The 24013-nt window shown below is 50.1% G+C and carries 23 protein-coding genes; 20 read left to right on the top strand and 3 right to left on the bottom strand.

Going from position 1 to position 24013, the window contains the following annotated elements; translation table 11 throughout:
* The first annotated feature begins 1 nt into the window (after position 1).
* The 13 genes from AC0YNX_RS07380 to glgP all read left to right on the top strand — a co-directional run bounded on the left by AC0YNX_RS07380 (position 2) and on the right by glgP (position 14234).
* Entirely contained in the window at positions 2-1282 is a 1281-nt protein-coding gene (locus AC0YNX_RS07380; protein WP_475814975.1) for a carboxylate--amine ligase, read from the top strand.
* 64 nt (positions 1283-1346) lie between these two features.
* Positions 1347-1838: a DUF6376 family protein gene (locus AC0YNX_RS07375; RefSeq protein ID WP_475814974.1), complete on the top strand. Its 492-nt coding sequence runs from the start codon at positions 1347-1349 to the stop codon at positions 1836-1838.
* A 117-nt stretch (positions 1839-1955) separates the two neighbouring features.
* Positions 1956-2807: an RMD1 family protein gene (locus AC0YNX_RS07370; RefSeq protein ID WP_475814973.1), complete on the top strand. Its 852-nt coding sequence runs from the start codon at positions 1956-1958 to the stop codon at positions 2805-2807.
* Between the two features lie 147 nt (positions 2808-2954).
* Entirely contained in the window at positions 2955-4457 is a 1503-nt protein-coding gene (gene xylB / locus AC0YNX_RS07365) for a xylulokinase (protein WP_475814972.1), read from the top strand.
* Positions 4458-4475: 18 nt separating this feature from the next.
* Positions 4476-6320 (top strand): family 43 glycosylhydrolase, encoded by a 1845-nt coding sequence (locus AC0YNX_RS07360; protein ID WP_475814971.1) that lies wholly within the window; start codon positions 4476-4478, stop codon positions 6318-6320.
* Positions 6321-6412: 92 nt separating this feature from the next.
* Positions 6413-6787 (top strand): VOC family protein, encoded by a 375-nt coding sequence (locus tag AC0YNX_RS07355; protein ID WP_475815203.1) that lies wholly within the window; start codon positions 6413-6415, stop codon positions 6785-6787.
* Positions 6788-6817: 30 nt separating this feature from the next.
* Positions 6818-7858 carry a zinc-binding dehydrogenase gene (locus tag AC0YNX_RS07350; RefSeq protein ID WP_475814970.1) on the top strand — a complete coding sequence of 347 codons (1041 nt, stop codon included), beginning with the start codon at positions 6818-6820 and terminating at the stop codon, positions 7856-7858.
* 26 nt (positions 7859-7884) lie between these two features.
* The gene (locus tag AC0YNX_RS07345) at positions 7885-8568 is read left to right on the top strand and encodes an orotidine 5'-phosphate decarboxylase / HUMPS family protein (RefSeq protein ID WP_475814969.1); all 684 of its coding nucleotides are present in this window, start codon (positions 7885-7887) and stop codon (positions 8566-8568) included.
* Positions 8569-8608: 40 nt separating this feature from the next.
* Complete coding sequence (locus tag AC0YNX_RS07340) at positions 8609-9469, top strand: sugar phosphate isomerase/epimerase family protein (protein ID WP_475814968.1); 861 nt, start codon at positions 8609-8611, stop codon at positions 9467-9469.
* Positions 9470-9474: 5 nt separating this feature from the next.
* Positions 9475-10248 carry an SDR family NAD(P)-dependent oxidoreductase gene (locus tag AC0YNX_RS07335; RefSeq protein WP_475814967.1) on the top strand — a complete coding sequence of 258 codons (774 nt, stop codon included), beginning with the start codon at positions 9475-9477 and terminating at the stop codon, positions 10246-10248.
* A gap of 1 nt (position 10249) precedes the next feature.
* Positions 10250-11593 carry a phospholipase D-like domain-containing protein gene (locus AC0YNX_RS07330; protein WP_475814966.1) on the top strand — a complete coding sequence of 448 codons (1344 nt, stop codon included), beginning with the start codon at positions 10250-10252 and terminating at the stop codon, positions 11591-11593.
* A gap of 152 nt (positions 11594-11745) precedes the next feature.
* Entirely contained in the window at positions 11746-11853 is a 108-nt protein-coding gene (locus AC0YNX_RS07325) for a sporulation protein YjcZ (RefSeq protein WP_475814965.1), read from the top strand.
* A gap of 197 nt (positions 11854-12050) precedes the next feature.
* Complete coding sequence (gene glgP / locus AC0YNX_RS07320; RefSeq protein ID WP_475814964.1) at positions 12051-14234, top strand: alpha-glucan family phosphorylase; 2184 nt, start codon at positions 12051-12053, stop codon at positions 14232-14234.
* Between the two features lie 63 nt (positions 14235-14297).
* Here glgP and AC0YNX_RS07315 read toward each other — a convergent pair whose 3' ends face one another.
* Positions 14298-15023, bottom strand: a complete 726-nt coding sequence (locus tag AC0YNX_RS07315; protein ID WP_475814963.1) for a YjgB family protein — start codon at positions 15021-15023, stop codon at positions 14298-14300.
* Positions 15024-15291: 268 nt separating this feature from the next.
* On the opposite strand from AC0YNX_RS07315, the gene AC0YNX_RS07310 reads away from it, so the two are divergent.
* The 7 genes from AC0YNX_RS07310 (at position 15292) to AC0YNX_RS07280 (ending at position 21829) form a co-directional block, all read left to right on the top strand.
* A complete protein-coding gene (locus AC0YNX_RS07310) occupies positions 15292-15594 on the top strand; it encodes a hypothetical protein (protein WP_475814962.1) in 303 nt (100 codons plus the stop codon).
* A gap of 249 nt (positions 15595-15843) precedes the next feature.
* Positions 15844-16836: a ubiquinol oxidase subunit II gene (locus tag AC0YNX_RS07305; protein WP_475814961.1), complete on the top strand. Its 993-nt coding sequence runs from the start codon at positions 15844-15846 to the stop codon at positions 16834-16836.
* A 24-nt stretch (positions 16837-16860) separates the two neighbouring features.
* Positions 16861-18834, top strand: a complete 1974-nt coding sequence (locus AC0YNX_RS07300) for a cbb3-type cytochrome c oxidase subunit I (RefSeq protein ID WP_475814960.1) — start codon at positions 16861-16863, stop codon at positions 18832-18834.
* Position 18835: 1 nt separating this feature from the next.
* Positions 18836-19462 (top strand): cytochrome o ubiquinol oxidase subunit III, encoded by a 627-nt coding sequence (gene cyoC, locus AC0YNX_RS07295; protein ID WP_475814959.1) that lies wholly within the window; start codon positions 18836-18838, stop codon positions 19460-19462.
* Positions 19463-19807 carry a cytochrome o ubiquinol oxidase subunit IV gene (gene cyoD / locus AC0YNX_RS07290; protein WP_475814958.1) on the top strand — a complete coding sequence of 115 codons (345 nt, stop codon included), beginning with the start codon at positions 19463-19465 and terminating at the stop codon, positions 19805-19807.
* Between the two features lie 159 nt (positions 19808-19966).
* Positions 19967-20923: an ATP-binding protein gene (locus AC0YNX_RS07285; RefSeq protein WP_475814957.1), complete on the top strand. Its 957-nt coding sequence runs from the start codon at positions 19967-19969 to the stop codon at positions 20921-20923.
* A 24-nt stretch (positions 20924-20947) separates the two neighbouring features.
* Positions 20948-21829, top strand: a complete 882-nt coding sequence (locus tag AC0YNX_RS07280) for a tetratricopeptide repeat protein (RefSeq protein WP_475814956.1) — start codon at positions 20948-20950, stop codon at positions 21827-21829.
* 12 nt (positions 21830-21841) lie between these two features.
* Here the strand turns inward: AC0YNX_RS07280 and AC0YNX_RS07275 are convergent, their stop codons facing one another.
* Both AC0YNX_RS07275 and AC0YNX_RS07270 read right to left on the bottom strand, forming a co-directional pair.
* Positions 21842-22948: a GerAB/ArcD/ProY family transporter gene (locus tag AC0YNX_RS07275; protein ID WP_475814955.1), complete on the bottom strand. Its 1107-nt coding sequence runs from the start codon at positions 22946-22948 to the stop codon at positions 21842-21844.
* Positions 22948-24003 carry a Ger(x)C family spore germination protein gene (locus tag AC0YNX_RS07270; protein ID WP_475814954.1) on the bottom strand — a complete coding sequence of 352 codons (1056 nt, stop codon included), beginning with the start codon at positions 24001-24003 and terminating at the stop codon, positions 22948-22950. The genes AC0YNX_RS07275 and AC0YNX_RS07270 overlap by 1 nt, the downstream gene beginning before the upstream one ends.
* Positions 24004-24013: the final 10 nt, after the last annotated feature.

Here is a 24013-nt window from a genome sequence, read left to right as displayed (position 1 = left end):
CATGATTAACAAGGAGATTACGATGACAAGCCACGATTTTTTACCGATTATACTTGGAAGCGATGAGAATGCCTATGGCAACGTGAGATTGATTCATGAGCGATACCAGATTAAGCCGCTGCTGCTGTGCAGCCGTTTGTTAATCCCAACGATGAATAGCTCGCTGTTCGATCTCGTTCAAATTGACCGCTTTGATAGTGAGAGCGTCTTTCCGGGCGCACTGCTTAAGATATTGGAGAAGCATGCTGCTGCTGCACCAAACCGCAAATTAGTCGTGATTCCTTGCTCGGATTACTATGCCGGCATGCTGTCGCGTCATTACAGCACATTCAAAGGGCTGATCGCGAATCATTTTATATCCGAATCGCTGCTTGATACGCTCGATACGAAGGACAAGTTCTACAAGCTGTGCGAGCAGCACGGAATGGACTATCCGAAGACGATTGTAAGCGAGCCGCAAGAACGCGAGAGCGCGCTGGACGAGATGGAATTCCAGTTCCCGATCGTCGTCAAGCCGGAGAACAGCAATGCGTATGAATATTTGTACTGCGAGTTCGAAGGGAAGAAGAAGGTGTTCTTCTTTAATACGAAGGATGAATACTTGACGATGGTTAGGAGCATGAATAGATCGGATTATTCAGGCAAGCTGATTATCCAGGAGTTCATTCCAGGCGGCGACAGTTCGATGCGCGTGATCAACAGCTTCTCTGACGATGATGGGAAAGTGCGCATGATGTGTCTTGGTCAGCCAGTGCTTGAGGAGTATACGCCGAAGACGCTTGGCAACTACGCCGCAATCATTAGCCGTTCGGATAAGGCGATTTACGAGAAAATCAAGAAATTTCTGGAGAAGATCGGTTATATCGGCTTCTCCAACATTGATATGAAGTATGACAGCAGAACAGGGAAATATATGCTGTTCGAGATTAACCCTCGCCTCGGCAGAAGCAGTTTCTTTGTAAGGGCTGCTGGGTTAAATATGATAGAAGCATTGATCGATAACGTCGTGTACGGCAAGAATGAGGCAACCGTATACAGTGATCAAACAGCCCTGTGGACGAACGTACCGAGATCTGTCCTCCGCAAATATGTAACGGAGCCAGCCTTATCCTCCGAGATCAGTACACTCTACAGGCAGGGTAAAGTGCTTAAGTCGCTCTGGTATAGCAAGGATCTTAACGTGAAGCGCATATTGCGAGTTTCGCGCTACTATTTCGGCCATATCAACAACTATCGGAAATACTACTTCGATAAGCTAGATTCTTCGGCGACCAAACTTTAATCAAGCGAGCTGGCTGATACGTGCTTGGTCAGGCGTTAAGCCGGCATAGGAAGGTGGGATCCGCTTGCTGCGCAAATTAGCAATCGTTGCGACTGTGCTTGTTGTCCTATTAGGCGGTGTATTCCTTTATTTTAAAGACGCCATCGTCGAGACGGTTCACTTTGCCAAACAAACGAAGGAAACCGCCTCGACTGTGAATGAGGTCAATAAGAAGCTGCCTGCGTTGATTCAACAAGCGAAGGAGACTCAGACGAAGGGCACCGATGCTGCGAAGAACGAGAACAAATCAGTGGCAGAGCAGGAGATCAAGAAGCAACTGGTTACCGTTAAAGAAGAGCTGAACAAGCTTGTGAAGACGGAACCGCCTGCGAAACTGCAGAATCTTCATGATCAGCTCGCTGCGAATTCGGATGTGGCGAATAAGCAGATCGACGAATATATCGAGCAAATTAATAACGGCACTTTCGACCCTGTGAAGTTCGAAGCCCTTTACGAACAGTTGAAAGACTCTCCTGAATTTAAGGAAGCTGAGAAGTATTTGAATTTGTTAAAGTAACAACGCAGTGGAGCAGTCGATTATGAATCGGCTGCTTTTTCTATTGGTCAAGTTTACATCGCCTGCGACTGGTGAAGACTTACAATCAGATCAGCTAATCGCGAAAGTGGAACCTATATGGAACTGACCAATATCTCGTTCAAAGCAATGTCGATTACGAACGAAATCGACCTCAACAAAATCGCCATTCACTTAGGCATGCCTAAGAAGTATACGTGGGAGCAGCCGTTAATACTAAGAGCGAACGAGCTCAAAACCATCTATCCAACCCGAATGAATGAGCTGCAGCAGGTGCTCGTATTTTCTTTTGGCAGCGTCGTCTTCGTAAATCATACGGGCAAGGGCGAGATTCAGCTGCTTCTGAAGTTTCTCCAGTCCTTCGAGCCGGAAATCGATCTATCGCGCACGAATAGCTTCACAGATGATTATAGTCTGCATATTGAGAACATCGAGAGCATGGAGCTAACGGACGAGTATGTCGTTGTGAATGAATATGAATTCTTTCTGCCTGAGCTAGTCGCCACCGTATTAGCCAAATCAGTCGCGCTTGAGAAAGCCGAGCTGCAGCTAAGCAAGGTACAAGACAGCTTGGAAGTAATGATTGAGCAATTAGAGAAGGGCAAGCTTCGGATCAGCAACAAAGTATTGGCAAGAACGACAGCCAAGATCGTGCGTCATGAGTTCAATACGCTCGCTTACATCATGATCCTGGACAAGCCCGAGCTCACATGGACTCACCAATCGGCAAGCCAGTTCTACGAGAAGATGATGAATTTCTTTGAACTAAACGACCGCTACACCATCTTGAAAAGCAAGACAGATATTCTGTATCATATCACCGAAGGCTTCTCCGACATCAGCCATTCCATCCGCGGTCTCTTCGTCGAATGGATTGTCGTTATTCTCATTGTCATTGAAGTCGTGATTACGATTATGCAGATATTGGGCTGGGTCCCTTCCCATACATAATGAATAGTAAGCCTCAGCAATCGCTGAGGTTTTTTTGTGTTTATTTTTGTGTTTATTTTTATGTAAGGTTTTTGATTTGGAAAAAGGAGGTATGGGAATCGCGGCGAACATAATAGAGGAATCATGGATGGAAGGGAGTTATCAAGTTTGGCAATTCTTATGGGCATTGATATTGGGACTTCTAGTGTAAAATCTATGGTCATGGATGATCAGGGCAATATGCTCGGCTTTGCGCAACTGAATTATGACATCCGTATCCCGAATCATGGGTATGCGGAACAGGATCCAGACGAATGGTGGGACTTGGTCTGCCAAACGTCCAGCGCAGCCATTCGGGAAGCTAAGCTAATGCCGGAAGATATTGCGGGAATCGGCTTCTCCGGTCAGATGCACGGACTCGTTGCGCTGGATGCGGAAGGTAAACCAGTCAGGCCTGCGATCATATGGTGCGATCAGCGTTCCATTCCTCAGAAGGAGCAACTGGACGAGTTATTCACGACGCAGGAGCTCGGCGAGCTCATTCAGAACCATATCGCGACTGGATTCCAACTCGCTTCCTTATTGTGGGTCAAGGAGAATGAACCCGAGGTCTTCAGCCGAATCCGATCCGTCATTCTACCCAAGGATTATGTCCGATACCGGCTCACCGGCATGATAAGCGTAGACACAACGGATGCTTCCAGCACTTCTGCATATAGTGTGGCGGAGCGGGTGTGGTCCACCGCCTTGTTGTCGCGCGTTCAGATCGACCCCGCGTTGTTCCCGGAAGCCGGCGAGCCATGGCAAATTTGCGGAACCGTCACGGCATCGGCAGCCGCCGAATCGGGGCTAAGTCCGGGCACTCCGGTCGTATATGGCGGTGCTGATCAAGCGATGCAAGCGGTCGGCAACGGCATCATCGAGCCTGGCGTGGTTTCCTGTACGATCGGCACTGGCGGTCAGCTCTTCACGACGATTAACAAGGTGGTATTCGATGAAGCCTTAAGGACTCATACCTACGTTCATGCAGTTCCGGAGCGATGGTATTTGCTTGGTGCTTCGATGAGCGCAGGGCTGTCTCTGAAATGGCTGAGCAATCAAATTCTGAATGTGCAGGATTACGGCGCACTTGATGAATTGGCTTCGGCAATCCCGGCGGGCAGCGATAACTTGTTGTTCTTGCCTTATTTGGCCGGAGATCGAACACCGCATATGGACCCGCATGCGAAAGGCGCGTTCTTCGGGCTCACGTTGAATCATGGAAGAAACCATCTCGTGCGCGCTGTGCTGGAAGGAGTCAGCTTCTCGCTGAAAGACAGCTATGATATCTTTACAAAGCTTGGCGTTCAGCCGTCCAGACTGATTCTATCCGGCGGCGGAGCCAAGAGTGCGCTGTGGAAACAGATAATCGCGGATATCTTCGATGAAGAGGTATACACAAGCACAATGCAAGAACAGGCATGTGTCGGGGCTGCCATTATGGCAGGTGTAGGCATCGGTCGATTCTCAAGCGTAGAAGAGGCCTGCGGTACGATCGTTCGAATGAATGAGACGCCAGTGATGCCTAATCCCCGTAACCACGAGACTTATACGCGTCTGCATGCTATATACAGAGAATTGTACAGCGCGAATAAGAAGCTATTCCCACTACTGGATTCTCATCTTAATTAGAAAAGGAGCTGATCTTAGATGAACTTGAACACTTCAACACAAGCTGCAATTACTGCCGTACAAGGTGATGCGCCTATTAAGCTGGACTGGGGCAAAGTTCAAGCGCTGGCTGCCAGTATAGAAGTAACCGATCAGTCAGAGGGAGAGCTTGCTGTAATCGCATCAGCCGAATCCGGCGTGCGGATTCGATTCTATACCGGATCTACCAATAATATTAAAGCGCTTTCGTTAATCGCAGAGCTGTATACGGATGCGAGAGAGACGCCGATCGTCTTGTCTGCTCCGTGGAGTCGCATTGGCAGCTCGAAGCACATTGTCCACCTTCAATACTTGGGCCATGCCGTTCGTTTATATGTAGATGGGGTGATCGTTGATGAAGATTGGCCGATGGGGGCCGTTGACCTTGGCGATGCAGCGATACAGTTATATACCAATATAGAGCGGCTTCGTCTGTGGAATGAAGCGGTCCAGCCTGAATCGTTATCGACTCCAGAGGAGGAGGCTCGCATTCTAGGTGAAGAACCGGCTGCGCTGCAATACTGGCGGCCCAAAGGCTTCAATACAAGTGTCGGCGATTGCATGCCTTTCTTCGATGGGGAGAGCTTCCGAGTCTATTATTTGTTCGACCGGAGAGGCCATGGCAGCAAGTGGGGGCTTGGCGCGCATCAATGGGCACAAGTCTCGAGCAAAGATCTGCGCTCGTGGGAGCATCATCCTATTGCTGTCGGTATTACGGCGGAAGAAGAGGGCTCCATATGCACGGGCTCTGTGTTTGTGAAGGACGGAGTCTACTATGCGTTCTATGCGGTCAGAGCGAATGACGGATCTCCAGCGACGTTAACTTGGGCGGAGAGCCGCGACGGCATCCATTTCGACAAATCGAATACAGCCATTCGAATCTCCGACCGTTACCTATTATCATCCGTCCGCGATCCTCATGTGTATCAAGATCAACAAGGCAAGTACCATATGCTCGTTACGACGAGCCTGGTCCATCCGATTAAACACCAAGGCTGCCTCGCGCATCTCGTTTCGGACAACCTCACGGACTGGGAGGAGCTTGAACCATTCATCGTGCCAGGTTATCACGACGAGCCGGAATGCGCAGACTTCTTCGAGTGGAATGGCTGGTATTATCTAATCTTCAGCAATGACGGTCTTGCCCGTTACCGATATTCGCGCAACCCGCAAGGGCCATGGCTGCGACCGGAGATGGATACGCTGGATTGTGTGCAATGGCGCGTGCCGAAGACAGCTTCGTTCCATAATGGAAGGCGGATTGCGGCAGGGTTCCTCTCTTCGCCGAATAGATATGGGGGCGAGCTTGTTTTCCGTGAAGTCTTGCAGCAGCCTGACGGCTCATTAGGACTCGGCTTCGTGCCTGAGCTGCGCGAAGATGAAGATGATGAGACGAACCTTTCGAAGTCCTTCGACGATATCACACTCGACGCGATGAGCGGCTTCGAATCAAGGGAGATCGGTTCGTTCGATGGCGATTATATCGTCTCGTTCGAGGTGAGTGCGAACTATCCGAACATGTATTTCGGTTTCACCGTAGCGGATTCATCGAACTTCGAGCGTGGATACGATGTTCGTTTCGAACCTTCAGCCCGCAAAGTCGGCATTCATCCGCTGCATGCACGTTCCCTTCAGGCCAGTGAAGATTCTTCCATCCACCAAGTAGATGGGTTAACCGAGAAGATCGCCATTGAAGCGATCGTGACGGATGGCTGGATCGACCTATGCGTCGGCGGCCAACGCACGCTTATTTCGCGGATAAGTCCTGGGAACCGGAGCCTGCGTTTCTTTGTTCAGTTCGGCTCTGCGACATTCGAACAGATTTCCGTCAAAGAACTGCTTTAACTTCCAAGAATCGGAAGGATTCTACATGGGTGATGTGGAAGTTAATTTTGAAGACAGTTAACAATCATGTGCATTGAAGGGGGGCGTTTTCACTGCGGTTACAATCCAGTTACCAGTACATACCTGTATCGAATCTTCAGGCAGCTTCAGATTGGTACGCAGAACATCTCGGTTTTACTTTAGCCGTAGAAGATCCGATTTGCTTGGAGCTAAGATCAGAGTCAGGAATTCGAATATTCCTAATTCCGAATGATGACGGGAACGTTACTTCGCATATGAAATATTCGAATGGCGTGCAGGCAACTTACGGATTTACAGTGGCTGATGATGTTCAGCTGGTGTACCAGCAGTTCAAAGACAGAGGAATCCAGGTAGGAAAGCTGACAGACTATCAAGGCTTGTCTTTTAAGTTCTACGACCCAGATGGCAACGCCATCGAATTATGGGGGGACTATCCGCAAGGTTAAGACTATTTTCTCTGACAAAGGAGATTGCCCATGAAAGCTGTAGTCAATTATTCATCTGGAAGTGGAAGCGTTGAGGTTCGCGACGTGCCGATTCCTTCGGAGCTCGGACCTCGTGAGGTTCTTATTCAAGTCAAAGCAGCCGGCGTATGCGGAAGCGATCTGCATATGTACCATGATATTCAAGGGTTTCCGGTCAATCGTCCAGTAACGCTTGGACATGAGTTCTCCGGCGTCATTGCTGCTCTTGGAGCTGAAGTGAAGCAATTCCAGGTAGGTGACCGCGTTGTAAGCGAAACCCCTTCCTATGTGTGCGAAACTTGCATTTATTGCCGTACTGGTCAATACAACCTCTGCCCGACAAGAAGAGGGTTTGGCGTTCTGGAGAATGGAGCCATGGCGGAATATGTAAGGACGAGAGAGGCAATCGTTCATCGTATCCCGGACAACGTTAGTTTCGAGAAGGCAGCGCTTACAGAGCCCTCTTGCGTCGCATATAATGCGGTCGCCCATCATTCTGAGATTCGTCCAGGCGACTACGTTGCTGTATTCGGTCCTGGTCCAATCGGCTTGTTGTGCGTACAGATCGCGAAGCTGTTCAACCCCGCAAGATTGACTGTCATTGGGACGGAGAAAGATGCGAATCGCATGGAAATCGCTAAGCAATTCGGCGCGGACTGCATCATCGTAGCCGAGAAGCAGAACGTTGTTGAGGAGCTGCTAGCTTATGGCGACGGCTTCGGTCCGGATGTCATTCTGGATGCCGTAGGTGTAAGCGCTTCACTCCGCCAAAGTATAGATGCGATCCGCCCTGGCGGACAAATTACCAAGATTGGCTGGGGACCGGCGCCAGTCGGCTTCTCGCTCGATCCGCTGATTCAGAAAGCAGCGCGACTCCAAGGCTCGTTCAGCCACAATTATCCGATGTGGGAGAAAGTATTGACGCTCATGGGCGCTGGCCTGATCGATCCGCTGCCAATGGCCAAATGCTACGGCATCAGCGATTGGAAGCAGGCTTTTGACGAGATGGATGGTTTACAGCATGCGAAGTCGATTATTCTGCCAGAAGCTTAATAGGAGAATGAGGAGATGATGTTCGAATGGAACCGATCGTTCAAATTTCACTAGATTTAACGACCATTGAAGAAGCGCTGGAAATGGCGGAGATCGCCGTAGAAGCAGGAATTGATTGGATTGAAGCAGGCACGCCTCTGTTGCTTGGCGAAGGGCTTCATGCTGTCGTAGCGCTACGCAAAGCATTCCCGAACCATCCAATCATCGCGGATTTGAAGACGATGGACGGCGGATACCTGGAAGCGGAGATGATGGCGAAGGCCGGCGCGACCCATGTCGTCGTCATGGGCGTCGCTCACCCGGCGACTGTGCGGGCTGTCGTTCGGGCGGCACGGGATTACGGCATTAAAGTAATGGGCGATATTATGGCTGCCCCGGATCCGGTTGCTTGCGCCCAGTTCCTGGAACAGAACGGCGTCGATTATATCCTCGTGCATACATCCTTCGACGAGCGAGGGGAAGATCCGGCCCGCAGTCCATACGATCATTTGGAAGCTGTAGTCAAAGCGGTGAATATACCTGTTCAAGCCGTTGGCGGACTTTCCATTGACCAAGCAGCGGAGATGCCGAAGCTTGGCGCACCGCTTGTCGTCGTCGGAGCTCCGCTTGTCATTGACCACAAAGAATTCCGTCCAAGCACGGATCGCGGAGAACTGAAGCAAGTGCTCGAAACTCTAGTAGCGAAGGTGAAGAATAGTGCCAACTCCTAGTCTAAGAGATGCAAGAGTCGCAGTTTTCCCGAAAGGGCTAATGGACGAATTGACGGACGGTACCATCACGATATTCGATTGGATCGAGATGGCCGCTACGCTCGGCGTGGATGGCCTCGAGCTATATCCGACTTTTCTGAAGCAAACGGATGAAGCTTACTTGCTTCAAGTGAAAGCTGCCGCAGAAGCGCATCTGCTTGAAATTCCGATGATGTGCTCGTCGCCGGATTTCACAACTCCCGATGCGAACCTAAGGGAACAAGAAGTCGAGAAGATGAAACAGATGATCGACATCATGGCACTCATAGGGCCGGATGCGTTCCGCAGCGTACGTGTCCTCTCCGGACAGAATCGGCCTGATCTTAATCGCGAGGACGGCATTAGGTGGACGGTCGATTGCATCCGTCAGCTGCTTCCTTATGCGGAAGAGAACCGCGTTCATCTGGTGATGGAAAATCATTATAAAGACGGCTATTGGGTCTATCCAGAGTTCGCGCAATCCTCCGAGACGTTCTTAGCCATCATCTCAGAGCTATCGTCTCCATGGTTCGGCGTCAACTTCGATCCGTCGAACGCGCTGCTCGCGGGAGAAGATCCGCTGGATGTGATGGAGAAAGTGAAGTCTCGCATCCTGACGATGCATGCTAGCGATAGGTATCTGAAGCCAGGCTATACGCTGAATGATCTGCGAGAGTATACGCTTCAGGGATACTCGGCCGCGCTGGCGCATGGCGTCATCGGCAAGGGGCTGAACGACTACGATAAGATCTTCGCGACATTGAGTGAAATCGGTTTCCATAGGTGGATCTCCATTGAGGATGGGATCAACGGATTGGACGAGATGCGGGAATCGGGCGTTTATTTGAAAGCGAAATTGGCGGAGTGGGCTGCTAAGGAGTGAATCGAATGGGTCAACGGCTGAATGGTAAAACAATTATCGTGACCGGAGCGACTAAGGGAATCGGTAGAGGCATCGCGCTTAAATGTGCAAGCGAAGGGGCGAACGTTGTCGTTGCTGGCCGGAGCGAACAAGAAGGCGCTGCCGTTATCCGGGAGATTGAACAGACCTATGGCACTGGCGGCTTGTTCGTTCGTACCGATGTGAGCAAGACGGAGGATTGCGAGCAATTGATTGCTAAAGCGGTAGAACGCTTTGGTCGAATTAATGGGCTCGTCAATAATGCGGCGATCTTCCCGCGAGGCGATCTGCTCCATACGTCTGAGGAATTGTTCGATACGGTGTTTGATGTGAACATTAAAGGCTCGTTCTATTGTTCCAGATACGCCGTCGCTTCGATGGTGGAATCGGGGGGAGGCGCAATCGTTCATATCGGGTCAACCAATGCTTATATGGGACAGATGGATCTTGCCGCTTATTCTTGCTCCAAGGGCGCGATGCTGACGCTGAGCAAGCATATTGCCTCGAATTTCGCGGAGAAACGGATTCGCTCGAATTGGATCACTGTCGGCTGGGTTGCCTCCGATGGCGAGATCGAGCTGCACCAGAAGATGGGGATTAGCGCCGAACAATTGGCTTCCATGGGCGAAGCAACCGTTCCGCTCGGGCGGCTTCAAACGGAGGAGGACATTGCTTACGGCGCGGTATTCCTGCTGAGCGATGAGTCCGCTTCAGTGACGGGTACGGAGCTTGCGATTACCGGCGGACATCGGTTGCGTTAACATGGCTCATGAAAGTCATAACCTAGTTAAAATCCCTTATGTGCGTAGTGCGTCATACCCCGTGCGTTCCGGGAATCATATTAAGCCGCTCATCGACGGAGAACCAGCGTTTCGGCGCATATGCGAGGCGATTGAAGGGGCCAAGCACAGCGTATGGGTAACCGTCACATTCATGTGGGCGGCATGCCGGATGCCGGATGGCAGAGGCTCCCCGCTTGACGTTCTGAGTGCGGCTGCGGAGAGAGGATTGGACGTTCGCGTCATCTTCTGGCGCCCCGATGAGGAGACGGAACACTTGAGAACGAATGCGTTCTGGGGAGCACCTGAGCACTTCAGTAAGCTCAGCGCTTGTGCCCCGTACCTTCGTATCCGCTGGGATCGGGCGAAGCCAGGCTATTGCCAGCACCAGAAGAGCTGGCTCATTGACGCAGGCTATGAGTCAGAGACGGCCTTTCTAGGCGGGATTAATCTCAACCCGCACTCCGTGGTCGCTCCGGGGCATCGCGGCGACAAAGGACAAAACCATGATGTGTACATCGAGCTCACTGGGCCTTCCGTAGTCGATGTTCACCATAATTTCGTACAGCGCTGGAACGAAGCAAGCGAACGTGAGCTTACGGATGGTCGTTGGGGCGCTGGCAGTGAGCATGATCTTGCTTTTCCGACCGATGTACCGGGCAGACGCGGCAACGCGACTGTTCAGATTCAAAGGACGATCGCAGACGGGCGCTTGTCTAACGGGCACGCAGTGCCACAAGGCATCGCGTATCCGACTGCTGAAGGCGAACGCTCGAACTTTGATCAATATTGCGCTGCAATCCGTGCGGCGCGCCGTTCGATCTATATGGAGAACCAGTCGATCACGGTTCCCGAAATTATCGAAGGCTTGCGGCAAGCTTTATTGCGAGGCGTTGAAATCGTGGTCGTTGTGCCAGCCGATGATACATTGCCGAAAGCATTGCTTGAGCTTGCTGCGTTCGATAAGTTTACCTTAGCGGGCATCGCTGGTCTCAGTGATGATGGGACACCCAATCGGAATAACGTTTGGGTGCACGCGAAGCTCATGATTGTCGATGGAGAATGGGGGACGGTTGGCTCATGCAACCTACATCACTATTCGCTATTTGGCAATTGTGAAATGAACGCCGCTTTCTGGGATCAAGAGACTGCTCGCGCACTTCTTGATGAACTGCTCGATGAGCATCTCGGCTTGTCTGTAACCGAGCTTGACGATGTCGCCGCGCTCCAGCTCTTCGGGCGAATTGCCCGAAGCAATCGCCTGTTATTGGAAAGTGGCGACTGTAATTGGCAGGGGATAGCCTATTGCCTAAATTCATCGATGTAAATGACTCTCAAGCCCGCGCTTCCCGCGGGCTTTTTGCTTTTCCAAGTAATAGGCATTCATACCCGAGCAATTGTATCCCTGCCAAGCACCCAATCCAATCGTGTACCTCGGACATATTCTAAACAGACTCTAATCTTCAGGAGGTGCAATACATGAACGGTTTTAACGGTGGTCATGTTGGTGGTGCGTTTACAAGCTCCGGTTCGATTCTGGTGCTTTTCATTCTGCTTGCGATTGTCATCTGCGGTTGCTTCAGATAAGTCTGTCACGACAAACTGAGCAATGAGCATAGATCAATAGTTGGAACGAAGGAGAGAAGGCGGCTGTCCAATCGGACAGCTGTCTTTTTTCCATTTCGCTGCCATGGGCACTTACACCACTTGCCGGCATATAGTAAAGAGGCGCCAGTTAGGCGCTTACATGACGAAGTGCATCTTGCTAAAAAGAGGTGGACATCATGCAAAACCATGGTATCGCGTATTTTTCGGCAGAATTCGGACTCGATGAGTCATTACCGATTTACTCAGGCGGTCTTGGCATATTGGCAGGCGACCATATTAAGGCAGCAGCAGACATGAATATTCCGCTTACGGGCGTAGGTATATTTTACGGCAAAGGATATTTCCAGCAGCACATCGACGAGAATGGCTGGCAGCAGCATCTGTACCCCGAGGTTAATCTGGAGGCAAGCGTCTATCCGGTTCATCCTGTCGTGGATGATAACAATCAACCTCTTGTCATCGAGATTCCGATACGAGGTAGGAAAGTTTTTGCAAAAGCATGGGCTGTACAGGTGGGCTCAGTCACGGTCTATTTGCTCCACACGGATGTTGAAGCCAACAGTGAAGCGGACCGTCGCTTGACGGATACGTTATATCCGAGCAATCAAGATGTGCGTATAAGCCAGGAGATTCTACTCGGCATCGGCGGCACGCGACTGCTTGCGGCACTCGGCATCCAGCCGGAAGTATGGCATATGAACGAAGGGCACTGCGCATTCCTGGCGCTCGAACGCATTCGGGTGTTGTCCGCGCAAGGCGTACCTTTCGAGACAGCACTCGAAACGGTCAAAGCAAGCACCGTGTTCACCACGCACACGCCGGTTCCCGCTGGACATGATGTTTTCTCCTTTGAGATGATGGATCGATATTTCGGCGATTATTACTGGCAGCTTGGGGCGGATAGAGAGCGAATACTGTCGCTTGGCCTTATGAATGGCGCATTCAACATGACAAGGCTTGCCGTCAGCGCCTCTTCGAAGGTGAACGGAGTGAGCAAGCTGCACGGAGAGGTGACCCGTGAGCTGTTCCACCGCTGGATACCGCATATCCCGCAACAGGACATTCCGGTCGATTCCATTACGAATGGCATTCATATCGAGACATGGCTGGCCGCTGGGATGAAGGAGCTATACGACCGCTATCTTGCGCCGGACTGGACTTCACGCAATGCGGATCCGCAAGTATGGGCGGCCGTTCGCGATATTCCAAGCATCGAGCTGTGGGAGGAGCATCAGAAGGCCAAAGCAGACATGTTCGAAGAACTAAACCTGCCGCTAAGCTCGCGGGGCAGAGAACCGCTCGTGATTGGGTTCGCCAGACGGTTCGCGACGTATAAACGCGCACTTCTGATCTTCAGTGATCAGGAGCGGCTTGCTCGTATACTTGGCGATCCGGAGCGCCCGGTGTGCCTTCTCTTCGCGGGAAAAGCGCATCCTGCGGATGCCCCTGGACAGAGTATGATCCGCCAAATTGTGGAGCTCTCACGCGAAGACAGGTTCAGAGGCCGCGTTCATATCGTTGAGAACTATGCCATGGATAAAGCGAAGAAGCTCGTCCAAGGCGTTGATGTCTGGCTGAACACGCCGACCAAGCCGATGGAGGCGAGCGGCACTAGCGGGCAAAAGGCGGCGGTGAACGGCGTGCTGAACTGCAGCGTGCTGGACGGCTGGTGGGCGGAAGGCTACAACGGGCGGAACGGGTGGGCGATCGAGGGCAATGTGGACGGCGACCACGATATTCAGGTGAAGCAGGATAGCGAAGCGCTGTATCGTCTTCTTGAGGAAGAGATCATCCCGCTGTACTACAAGCAGGATGAGCAGTCCATCCCTATGGATTGGATCAATAGGATGAAGGAGTCGATCTGCTCACTCGCGCCAGCGTTCAATACGCATAGAATGATTATTGATTATTGGAAGAAGCTGTATGTACCTGTCATGTCAAGAGGGAAGCGGTTCGCATCAGATCACTATGAGGTCGCTTCCAGAGTGGCAGCCTATAAGCAATTCATTCGGGACAATTGGTCTGGAGTGCGGGTTAGCAAAGTGGACATTGTGACAGATAACCATAGCGGCAGAATTGGGCTGCATAAGACGGCGTTCCGGACCGAAATCGAGCTCGGCCCGATTTGGTATAAGGACGTGCGCGTGGAAGCGGTAGGCTCCGATGGCCGTGAAGGGATATGGAAAGTGAAGCTGGAGCCGGTGCAGCAATCGGGCAGAGGTAGATTCATCTACGAAGGCGCTTCTTTCGACACTTCAATTAACTTCTGGAAGGCGAACGTGAACGTGCGGGTCACGCCGATAAGCCCGGATTTCGAGAGTAACTCCGAGCTGGAGCTGGCTGCATGGGGATTACAGTGAGAATGAAAGAAGGAGATTTCCTTGCGCCCATGTGGACGAGGAAATCTCCTTTCTTTTTCTTGCTTAACCCGCCATATTATTGACGGTATCCGCAGGTGCATACACGGAGATATGGTCAACCTTGCCTGTTTCCTTCGAGATAATGAAGCGCAGCTCGAAGGTTTTATTCGCTTCATACGTATAGATCGTGTCGCTGCCATTCTTGGTGACATTCTTTGCTTTGCCAAGAGCTGCTTCGATCTGCTTGAGCGTCAACGATTGCAGCTCAGGCGCATCAGAACGAACATCGAAGATTTGGCTGCCTTTATTGAAGCCGATCACCGCGTGCTTCTTCGCATAGCTTGCATACATCCCTTTGCCTGCGTAATCCGTCTTGTCGGATTTGCCCCAGTCCTTCTCAACATCGTCGATGAGCCCTTTATCGGCTTGGAAAGGAATCCCTTTTACTTTCCCGTCCTTCGCTAGCGTCAGCATCGCTTTAAGATCCTTGGTTGTTTGGCTCTGCTCAGTGGATGGCGAAGTCGTATTATCTGTATCCGGTGCAGAGTTTGAATTCGTATCCGTCCCCGTCCCCGTATTATTGCCAGTATTATTCGTCGGCGCATTCGAAGCGTTGCCTGCATTAGATGGCTCATCGCCCGTATTCGTCGAATTCGCAGGAGGCGAAGTCGTATTGGAATTGGCCGAGTTGGCATTGTTAGACGTATTATCGCCCGAGCATGCCGAGAGCATCATCATGCTGGTCAGCAATGCAGCAGCGACGAGCGATTTCACAGCTTGTTTCTTCATCAATGTGGTTGATCTCCATTCTGTTTAAATTGCGAAGCTACAACCACTAAACGAGAGGAAGTGCGATAAAGTTACATACAGGTTATATTCCTCAGAATAGATTTTCCATATAGTATTCACCATTGAAAAGAACCCAATCCGCACGCCTGAGAATGCGTGTGATATCGGATAAGCACCTATTTCGAAAAAAATGAACAAAAAGTGAACACCTGGTGACAAAATTGTGATATAGTAAACGTATACAATACGTCATCGGGAGTGTTTCACAATGAATAAGAACACGAAAGCAGCAGGTGCTGAGATTCAAGTTCCGTCGCAAGCGCAGAAAATCAACTATTGGACTTCTCTGATGCCGCGCATCGGTTTCGGTTTGATGCTTCTTGGCATCATCTTGAGCGCATGCTTTGCTCATGATTTTAAAGATACGAATCTAGGACTTATGATTGGATTCGGCTTTATTATCGGAGGCATTCAGGTGCTGTTACTTGGATCGTTGTTCCACGCATTGCAGCCGAGCTTCGCTAAAGATCGCCAGAAGGTTCAAGCTGAACAGCAGCCAGAACATATTTAAGATATATTTAATAATTAAGCTCTTTCACTTCCCGCCGGGGAGTGGAGGAGCTTTTTTTGTTTTCCTGATTTTGTGCATGTAAGCCCTTTATTGTCCTATTCTTGAACGACTGTTGAACACAAAGTGTCTGAAAAGAAACAGAAGATTGACGGTTTTGTTAACGACGGTAACAATTGCTCATGACTCTGATATGCTAGCGACAAAGGGCCATGAAAGCACGCCACCGAGCGTGCAAGGAGATGAGTAGCAATGAAGAAAAGTTCCAAACTCCGCGGCTTGATGCTGCTGATTACCGGACTGTTAAGCGTTATGCTTTTGTCCGGATGTGAAGGCAAATTTGTCGTGTTTGATCCGCAAGGTCCTGTCGCAGAAACCCAGTACCGGCTGATCATTCTATCCGCGATTCTCTGCGCGATCGTCGTTATTCCCGTTCTGGCGATAACGGTGTTTATCGTCGTTCGCTATCGCGACAAACCAGGCAATACGGCTCCATACAAGCCGCATTGGGACGACAGTAAAGTGCTTGAAGTGCTATGGTGGGGCATCCCGATTATTATTATCGGTATCCTCGGCGCCTACACGGCTCGCGACACTTACGCGCTTGCGAAGAAGCCTGCGGTGACAGATGTCAAACCGATCAAGATCCAAGTCACATCGCTCGACTGGAAGTGGTTGTTCCAGTATCCGGGCCAGAACATTGCCACGGTCAATTACGTGCACATTCCGGCAGGCGTACAGGTCGACTTCGAATTAACAAGCGATGCGCCAATGAATTCCTTCTGGATTCCGCAGCTTGGCGGACAGGAATACACAATGCCAGGTATGGCGATGTCACTGTGGTTGCAGGCTGACCATCCAGGCACGTATTACGGTACAGGCGCTAACTTTACCGGTAAAGATTTTGCACATATGAGATTTAACGTCGTCGCAGAATCACAGGCAGACTTCAACAAATGGGTGGAGAGCGTCAAAGGCTCGAACAATGAGCTGACGAAAGCCGGCTATGTGGCATTAGCGAAGCCAGGTCAATCAGAGGAGCAAACCTTCTCCTCGTATCCAGCTGACCTGTTCGATTCCGTCGTAATGAAGAACGGCGGTCATCATATGGATATGAACAAAGATGAGGACAAAGAGGATACGCCGAAGTCCGATTCCGACTCTAATAAAGTCCATGATATGGACGATATGAGCGACATGGATATGAGCAATTCGAATTCAAGTGAAATGAATCACAATCATTAATGGGTTAAGAGAGGAGCACAAGCTATGTTTGCAAGTATTCAATCTTTCGCTTCCTCTTTTTTTGTGACAGGCGATCCGCTTATTTATGGAGCAGACGTCTCCATTGGACTAACTACCATCGCAATCCTCTTCGTACTGTTCTATTTCAAGAAGTGGGGCTGGCTATGGCGGGAATGGCTAACGACCGTCGATCACAAAAAAATCGGAATGATGTATCTTATCGCATCGCTGCTCATGCTGTTCCGCGGCGGGGTGGATGCGCTGCTAATGCGGGCACAGCTGGCGATGCCGAACGTGCACTTCCTGCAAGCTGAGCACTATAACGAAGTATTCACAACGCATGGCACGATTATGATTCTGTTCATGGCGATGCCAATGATGTTCGGTCTATTCAACATGGTTGTACCGCTGCAGATCGGAGCGCGGGACGTCGCGTATCCGTACTTGAACGCCGTTAGCTTCTGGCTGTTCTTCTTCGGCGCAATGCTGTTCAATATCAGCTTTGTCATTGGTGGTTCACCGGACGCGGGCTGGCTGAGCTATCCGCCGCTGTCGGAGATGTCGCATAGCCCGGGAGTCGGGCAGAATTTCTACATCTGGGGTATTCAAATCTCGGGTATTGGTTCACTTGCAACAGGCATCAACTTCGTCGTGACGATTCTCAAGATGCGCGCACCTGGCATGAAGCTGATGAAGATGCCAATGTTTTCTTGGTCGGTTCTGTCGAGCAGCATTATCATTATCTTCGCTTTCCCGATTCTGACGGTTACGCTTGCACTCTTGTTCATCGACCGTTTCCTCGGAGGTCATCTATTCACGATGGATGGCGGAGGCAATCCGATGATGTACGTCAACCTGATCTGGATGTGGGGACATCCCGAAGTTTATATCGTTGTATTGCCGGCATTCGGGATATTCTCCGAGATCGTTGCTACATTCTCTCGCAAACGAATATTCGGTTATAAATCCATGGTATTCGCACTTATGAGTATCAGCATCCTGTCGTTCTTCACCTGGGTGCATCACTTTTTCACAATGGGCGCCGGGGCGGACGTTAACACCTTCTTCGCCATTGCGACGATGGCCATCGGCATTCCGACCGGGGCAAAAGTGTTCAACTGGCTGTTCACGATGTTTAGGGGCAGGATCAGGCTGGAGCAGCCGATGTTATGGACACTCGCATTCATCCCGTGCTTTGTCGTCGGCGGGGCTACGGGCGTCATGCTCGCAGTAGCGCCAGCCGATTACCAATACCACAACAGTTACTTCTTGATTGCGCACTTCCATCAGGTGCTGATTGGCGGCGTTGTGTTTGGTTATCTTGCGGGTATTTATTACTGGTGGCCGAAGCTGTTCGGCTTCAAGTTGAATGACCGCCTCGGCAAATGGGCGTTCTGGTTGTGGAACATCGGTTTCTATGTTTGTTTCATGCCGCAATATGCGCTCGGCTTCATGGGCATGACGCGCCGCGTGTACACGTACGGCTGGGATATGGGCTGGGCCCCGCTCAACCTCGTATCGACAATCGGTGCATTCCTGATGGGGATTGGCTTTGTGTTTCAAGTCTGGCAGATCCTTTATAGCGTTAAATATGGCGAGCGCGATACGACGGGCGATCCGTGGAATGGACGCACGTTGGAATGGTCGATTCCTTCGCCGCCGCCAATGTACAACTTCGCCGTTGTTCCATATGCAGGCGAGCGGGATTCGTATTGGGAAGAGAAGGAGCGTCGCAACTTTGCTCCAGCACCGCCAGTTCCGGTAGAGCAGCTGGAGGCTATCCATATGCCGAAGAACTCCGGCGTTCCGTTCGTCTTCTCCGCATGCTGGTTCGTAGCGGGCTTCGGCTTCGTATTCGACTGGATGTGGATGGCGATTCTCGGCATGGCAGGCGTCGGCGTGACGCTGCTTATCCGTTCGTTCCAATACGATACCGATTATTATGTTCCGGTCGAAGAAGTCAGAGAAACCGAAATAGCAGCAGGGAGGGCGATTTAATATGCAGCATGCCATGGAGCACAGCCATTCGCACAGTGCTGATTCGCACTCTCATGACCATGGTCACCACGATCAGGAGTCGATGAAAGTGCTTGGCTTCTGGATCTTCCTCGTCACCGACTGCTTGCTGTTCGGCACATTGTTCGCCACGTATGTCGTTCTCAGAGCACATACGGACGGCGGACCGACGGGGAAAGAACTGTTTGAAATACCAGGCTTCGTAGCGGAAACATTCATCCTGCTTACGAGCAGCTTTACGAGCGGTCTTGCGGTACTCGCTATGAACAAGAAGAAGGTCGGCCAGCTCATCGGCTGGTTGATCGTCACGGTCTTGCTCGGCGCAGCGTTCGTCGGACTTGAAATCAACGAGTTCGTGAATATGGTGCACGAAGGCGCAACGATCTCGAGGAGCGCTTTCCTGACAGCCTTCTTCGTCTTGGTTGGCACGCATGGACTACACGTTTCAGTCGGACTCATCTGGATGATCGCACTTATGGTGCAACTGAAGATGCGAGGCGTCACGCCGGTTACAAGACGCAAAATAACGGTTATCAGCTTGTACTGGCACTTTCTTGACGTCGTCTGGATCTTCCTGTTCACGATCGTATATTTGATGGGGGTGATGTAATTGAGTCAGCATCATACAGGCGCAGCCGGACATGATCATCATGACGAACACGAGGACCATGGTTCACTCAAGGCGTATATCACTGGCTTCATTATATCGATCGTACTTACGGTCATCCCTCTTCTCATTGTGTTCGAAACGAGCATGAACAAGACGGGCGTCATCGTGACAATCATTACTATGGCAGTCATCCAGCTCATTGTGCAGTTATTCTTCTTCATGCACATCAGAGAAGGAGAAGGACCTAAGTACAACGTTATGGCGCTTATCCTCGGGCTGTTCATCGTACTGGTTATCGTTGCCGGTTCGGTATGGATTATGTCCTTTAACTCTGTCGTTCAATAATTGAATCAACAACATGAACTAGCACGACTATGCAGCTCCAAAGTGAGTGGGCATGTCGTGCTTTTTGTTTATAATCAGCTTCCAATATAAGGAGCCCTATATGAAATTTGCTAGATTTGGTGATATGATTTGTTTATGTGTAATGAGGGAGGGAACAGCTTGTCGGATCATGATGAGTTAATGGAAAGGCGTAAAAATAAATTAAAGCTGATCCAGTTCAACAAGGATGACCAATCTTTGGTTGAATCGGATAAGCCCAAAGAAACTTTCGAAGATGTTGGCGGCCTGGATGACGTGAAGAAGAAGATTCGGATGAACTTCATCCTTCCGCTGCAGCAGCCGGAAATCTTCAAAGCTTACGGCAAAGAAGCAGGAGGAAGCTTGCTTCTATACGGACCACCTGGATGCGGGAAAACCTTCCTCGCGCGAGCGGTTGCAGGCGAGATTGATGCGAATTTTATTCATATCGAGCTACAGGCTATTCTGTCGATGTACGTAGGCCAGAGTGAGCATAATCTGCACGATCTATTCCAGAAGGCTCGCGAGAACAAGCCTTGCGTGATCTTTATCGACGAGCTCGATGCGATGGGCGGCAGCCGGCACCAGATGAGGCAGCACCATGAGCGCATGCTCGTTAATCAGCTGTTGACGGAGCTCGACGGCTTGCAATCGGGCAATGATCAAGTCTTTGTCATTGGCGCGACGAATACGCCGTGGTATCTGGATTCCGCTTTGCGCAGACCGGGACGGTTCAATCACCTTGTATTCGTGCCGCCTCCGGAGGAAGAAGAGCGTAATACGATCCTTAAGCTGAAGCTGGCAGGGAAGCCGACAGGCTCGCTCAATCTGTCCAAGCTGGCGGCGGATACGAAGTTATTCTCCGGTGCGGATCTGGAGCAGGTAGTTAAGGATGCTGTGGATTCTGCGATGGAGCGGACGTTCGAGACAGGCGAAATCCAGCCAATTGAACAGGAAGATCTCCGCAAATCATCTAAGTCTCGGAAAGCGACGACGATCGATTGGTTCTCTACCGCAAGGAACTATGCCACATTCAGCGACATGAACGGTGACTATCAGATCGTCCTTGACTATATCAAGAAGCATGGAATTAAGTAGCCGGGGAGGCAGGAGGATATATACGTGGAAGAGCTAGTAACCCCAGCATCTGCTTCATCCTATAGCGCCGTCTATCAGCTCATCTCCTGGAAGCGGTATAAGGAAGCTCTGGTTGAAACGGAGCAGCTGCTGCGAGATGACCCTCATGATCCATATCCGTATGCCTTATATGCGCAGATTCATCTGCTCATGAGCGACTATGAGCGAGCGGAGCATTGGGCGACAGAAGCGTTGAAGAGGGATCCGGAGCATCAATTAGGCTGGTATGTGCGTGTGTCAGTTTATTATGAAACCGACAACGAGAAGGCCTTCTATAACGCACTTCAAGAAGCGCAGCGAATTGATCCATACGAAGCCCATTATTACTTCTTGGAAGCGAATCGACTGAACAAGAAGGCTAAGTTCAAGGAAGCAAGGGAGCGAATGGTCGTTGCACTCGAGCTGGATTCCGAGAATGCGCTCTATCTTGCAGTACTTAGTTATATTGAGGCGCTGCTTGGAGCGGATGACGAATCAAGACGATTGGACCGCGAGGCAATCCGCTATGGGACGGAGGAGCCTATGGTATTGATGTATCTCTCTTGGGCTGCCTCCAGCCGCGGTGATTATAAGCTGCAGGAGACCTATATGCGCAGCGCGGTGCAGCACAATCCAGATGATAAGCAGTACCAGGACGAATACTTGGCTGCACTTCGCCATCGGTATCTGTTCTATCGCATCTGCTTATGGCCTAATCAACTGTTGCGTCGGTTGAAGCCCTGGCAGATCTTCATCACTTGGATAGTCAGCTGGCTGTTGTTCAAGCCACTCGTTATCATCTTTATTATTCTTCATGTTCTGGCCCATTGGTCGACCAGAGCTATTATTCATGTGAAAATTTTCGGTTGGCGCAGACGGCGGAAATAACATTGCATTCATCTATGTGGACTTGCCTGAAGGCAGGTCTTTTTTTATTAGAGCTGCGATGCTATTGATAACAAACAGGATCGGGATATAGGCGAAGATGAAATAGAATCCGAGCTTATTGATGAAGGATTCCAGCGCATTAATCTGTGTTCTTTCATCAAAGAAAAGCGAGAGGATGAATAGAGCTGCCAGTATCACCGGCAAAGCAATTCGAGGCTTTAGACCAGCAACACGCTTCATTATTCTTGTGCAGCACCAGATCGAGATGCATACGGTCGGGATAATGACCAGCATCCATAGGAATATAAAGAGATACTCGACCCTCGCAATAAAGGATAGCTCAATGATCTTCGTCATCGCGAGCGATGGCCATAGCGAATGCTTCATTAGTCCCTGACTGAAATACATGAGAGCGACAACCATAATAAACGTATATTTAAACGTCGTGTAAAGCAAGGCAAAGTGGGCCCATTTCGCATGTTTCCCGGCCTCTTTCAAGAATGGGAAGTAGATCAGCAAAGCTTCGATCCCGAAGAAAATAAATGTGGAAGCTTTCGAACCTTGCAACAGCTCCAATATGGAATGATTGAGTATAGGCAGCAAGTTATGAAGCTCGCCTTGCCGGATCGGGAAGTAGAACAGAAACAGTAAAGGAGCTAGAAACAAGTACATGAACGAAAACCCGGCAATTACTCTAAATCCTCCAGATACGATGTAATAGAAGATGCAAACAAAAATGCCAGCTATGACCCATGTGCGAGAAGCTGGAAATACCCACACGAGAATGATTTCAATGTAAGCCCGGAAGTAAAATAACGACATGAGGAAATAGTAGCCAATGAGCAGCAACGAGATGGAATTTCCTACATACTTGCCGAACAAATTACGATGCAACGTAATGACATCCTTACTTGGATTTCCTAGCATCTTGTAAATCATCCAGACAATAACATGCAGGCTAAGACCCATGAGTATAATGGAGATCCAGCTGTCTTGACCTGCATGTCCGATGATCAAGCTTTGAAAGTTAAATATGTTCGCAGCAGCTTGGGAAACGCCGATGATGAAAAAAACAAAATATCCGGAAACCGTATGGTTTTCTTTAATGAACTGCTGCACTATCGTCCAACCCCTGAATGTAAAATAATGATCTTCGTCGCAACCTCGAATTTCAATTCCGGATAAATCTTCGCGTAAAATTCGGCCTCGTTGAACGATCTATGATGCCGTCTGTACTGTTCTCCGAATCCGACGGGATCAGTTCCGGACTTCTGAATACGGATTAACGCGGCTTCCATTTCCTTTGTTAATTTAGTCTCGATTTGCTTGCGCACTTGATCCATTCCTGCTTGGTTTAGGAGGTTGGCGCGCTCAGGGATTTCCCTAAGCTGTATCGATAATTTAAGGGATATCTTCACTTTATTGTTTTGCTTAAGGTCAATCTTGCTCTTGCCATGCAGAATAACGAAGGAATACATCGCTTTAGGCCCCGTCTTGAAATCGTACTCACCGGTCAGAACTTTGTCTTTGAGCAGTTTCAAGTACAGGCCTTCCTCGCTATTTAACCAGAGCTTTATTTGATCTCCTCTGAACAAAACCACACCATCCATACGCAAAAAACCATCTTGCTCATTGATGACCGGCAAATAAACATCCTGTCCTTCGCCGTAATATTGGTTCACGAAGGAATGATAATTGGTTCGAGGCGAATTGCCGTGAGACATATTTTGTTCAATTAATTCGGACAAGTAATACGGCTCTTCCTTACAATTTTTGGCGATTATCGCATTTGCGGTTTGCTTCGTTACCACAATGGTCGCGTTGCTGCTCTTAATAATCTCTCGATTAATGACTTCGGCAAGCGCAGTTGTCGCTTTCCTCGCGAATTGCTCGCTAATAACCAAGGTGCGCATCTGTCCGATTTCAACAGGTTGAGCCGATTTGGCCGTGAGAGCAGTGAATATCCCATACATCACATCGGACTCTGCTGTCATGAGAGTTTGTGATCCTACCCCCTCGATGTACTTGGGAAAAGACGCGCTCAGTTTAACGGTGTCGCCATCTATATCGACACCCATGCTTTGGAGGATGTTGATCCGATCCACGATACGCTCTTGAGCGCAACCGGAGAACAGATACAAGCATAAAACCGCCGCAAGAGTTGGCTTTCGCATCGTTTCATCC

Source organism: Paenibacillus sp. J31R98, from assembly GCF_056269245.1.
Note: the sequence above shows the minus strand (reverse complement) of the source record. Positions and strands in the feature narration are given on the sequence as shown.

Bases quoted from the DNA above. Each gene is read 5' to 3' on its own strand.
- AC0YNX_RS07300 (WP_475814960.1), top strand. From the start codon at position 16,861: ATGTTTGCAAGTATTCAATCTTTCGCTTCCTCTTTTTTTGTGACAGGC.
- AC0YNX_RS07330 (WP_475814966.1), top strand. From the start codon at position 10,250: ATGGCTCATGAAAGTCATAACCTAGTTAAAATCCCTTATGTGCGTAGT.
- AC0YNX_RS07350 (WP_475814970.1), top strand. From the start codon at position 6,818: ATGAAAGCTGTAGTCAATTATTCATCTGGAAGTGGAAGCGTTGAGGTT.
- AC0YNX_RS07325 (WP_475814965.1), top strand. From the start codon at position 11,746: ATGAACGGTTTTAACGGTGGTCATGTTGGTGGTGCGTTTACAAGCTCC.
- cyoC (WP_475814959.1), top strand. From the start codon at position 18,836: ATGCAGCATGCCATGGAGCACAGCCATTCGCACAGTGCTGATTCGCAC.
- AC0YNX_RS07370 (WP_475814973.1), top strand. From the start codon at position 1,956: ATGGAACTGACCAATATCTCGTTCAAAGCAATGTCGATTACGAACGAA.
- AC0YNX_RS07310 (WP_475814962.1), top strand. From the start codon at position 15,292: ATGAATAAGAACACGAAAGCAGCAGGTGCTGAGATTCAAGTTCCGTCG.
- AC0YNX_RS07270 (WP_475814954.1), bottom strand. From the start codon at position 24,003: ATGCGAAAGCCAACTCTTGCGGCGGTTTTATGCTTGTATCTGTTCTCC.
- AC0YNX_RS07345 (WP_475814969.1), top strand. From the start codon at position 7,885: ATGGAACCGATCGTTCAAATTTCACTAGATTTAACGACCATTGAAGAA.
- AC0YNX_RS07305 (WP_475814961.1), top strand. From the start codon at position 15,844: ATGAAGAAAAGTTCCAAACTCCGCGGCTTGATGCTGCTGATTACCGGA.
- AC0YNX_RS07360 (WP_475814971.1), top strand. From the start codon at position 4,476: ATGAACTTGAACACTTCAACACAAGCTGCAATTACTGCCGTACAAGGT.
- AC0YNX_RS07315 (WP_475814963.1), bottom strand. From the start codon at position 15,023: ATGAAGAAACAAGCTGTGAAATCGCTCGTCGCTGCTGCATTGCTGACC.
- AC0YNX_RS07335 (WP_475814967.1), top strand. From the start codon at position 9,475: ATGGGTCAACGGCTGAATGGTAAAACAATTATCGTGACCGGAGCGACT.
- AC0YNX_RS07380 (WP_475814975.1), top strand. From the start codon at position 2: ATGATTAACAAGGAGATTACGATGACAAGCCACGATTTTTTACCGATT.
- glgP (WP_475814964.1), top strand. From the start codon at position 12,051: ATGCAAAACCATGGTATCGCGTATTTTTCGGCAGAATTCGGACTCGAT.
- AC0YNX_RS07340 (WP_475814968.1), top strand. From the start codon at position 8,609: ATGGACGAATTGACGGACGGTACCATCACGATATTCGATTGGATCGAG.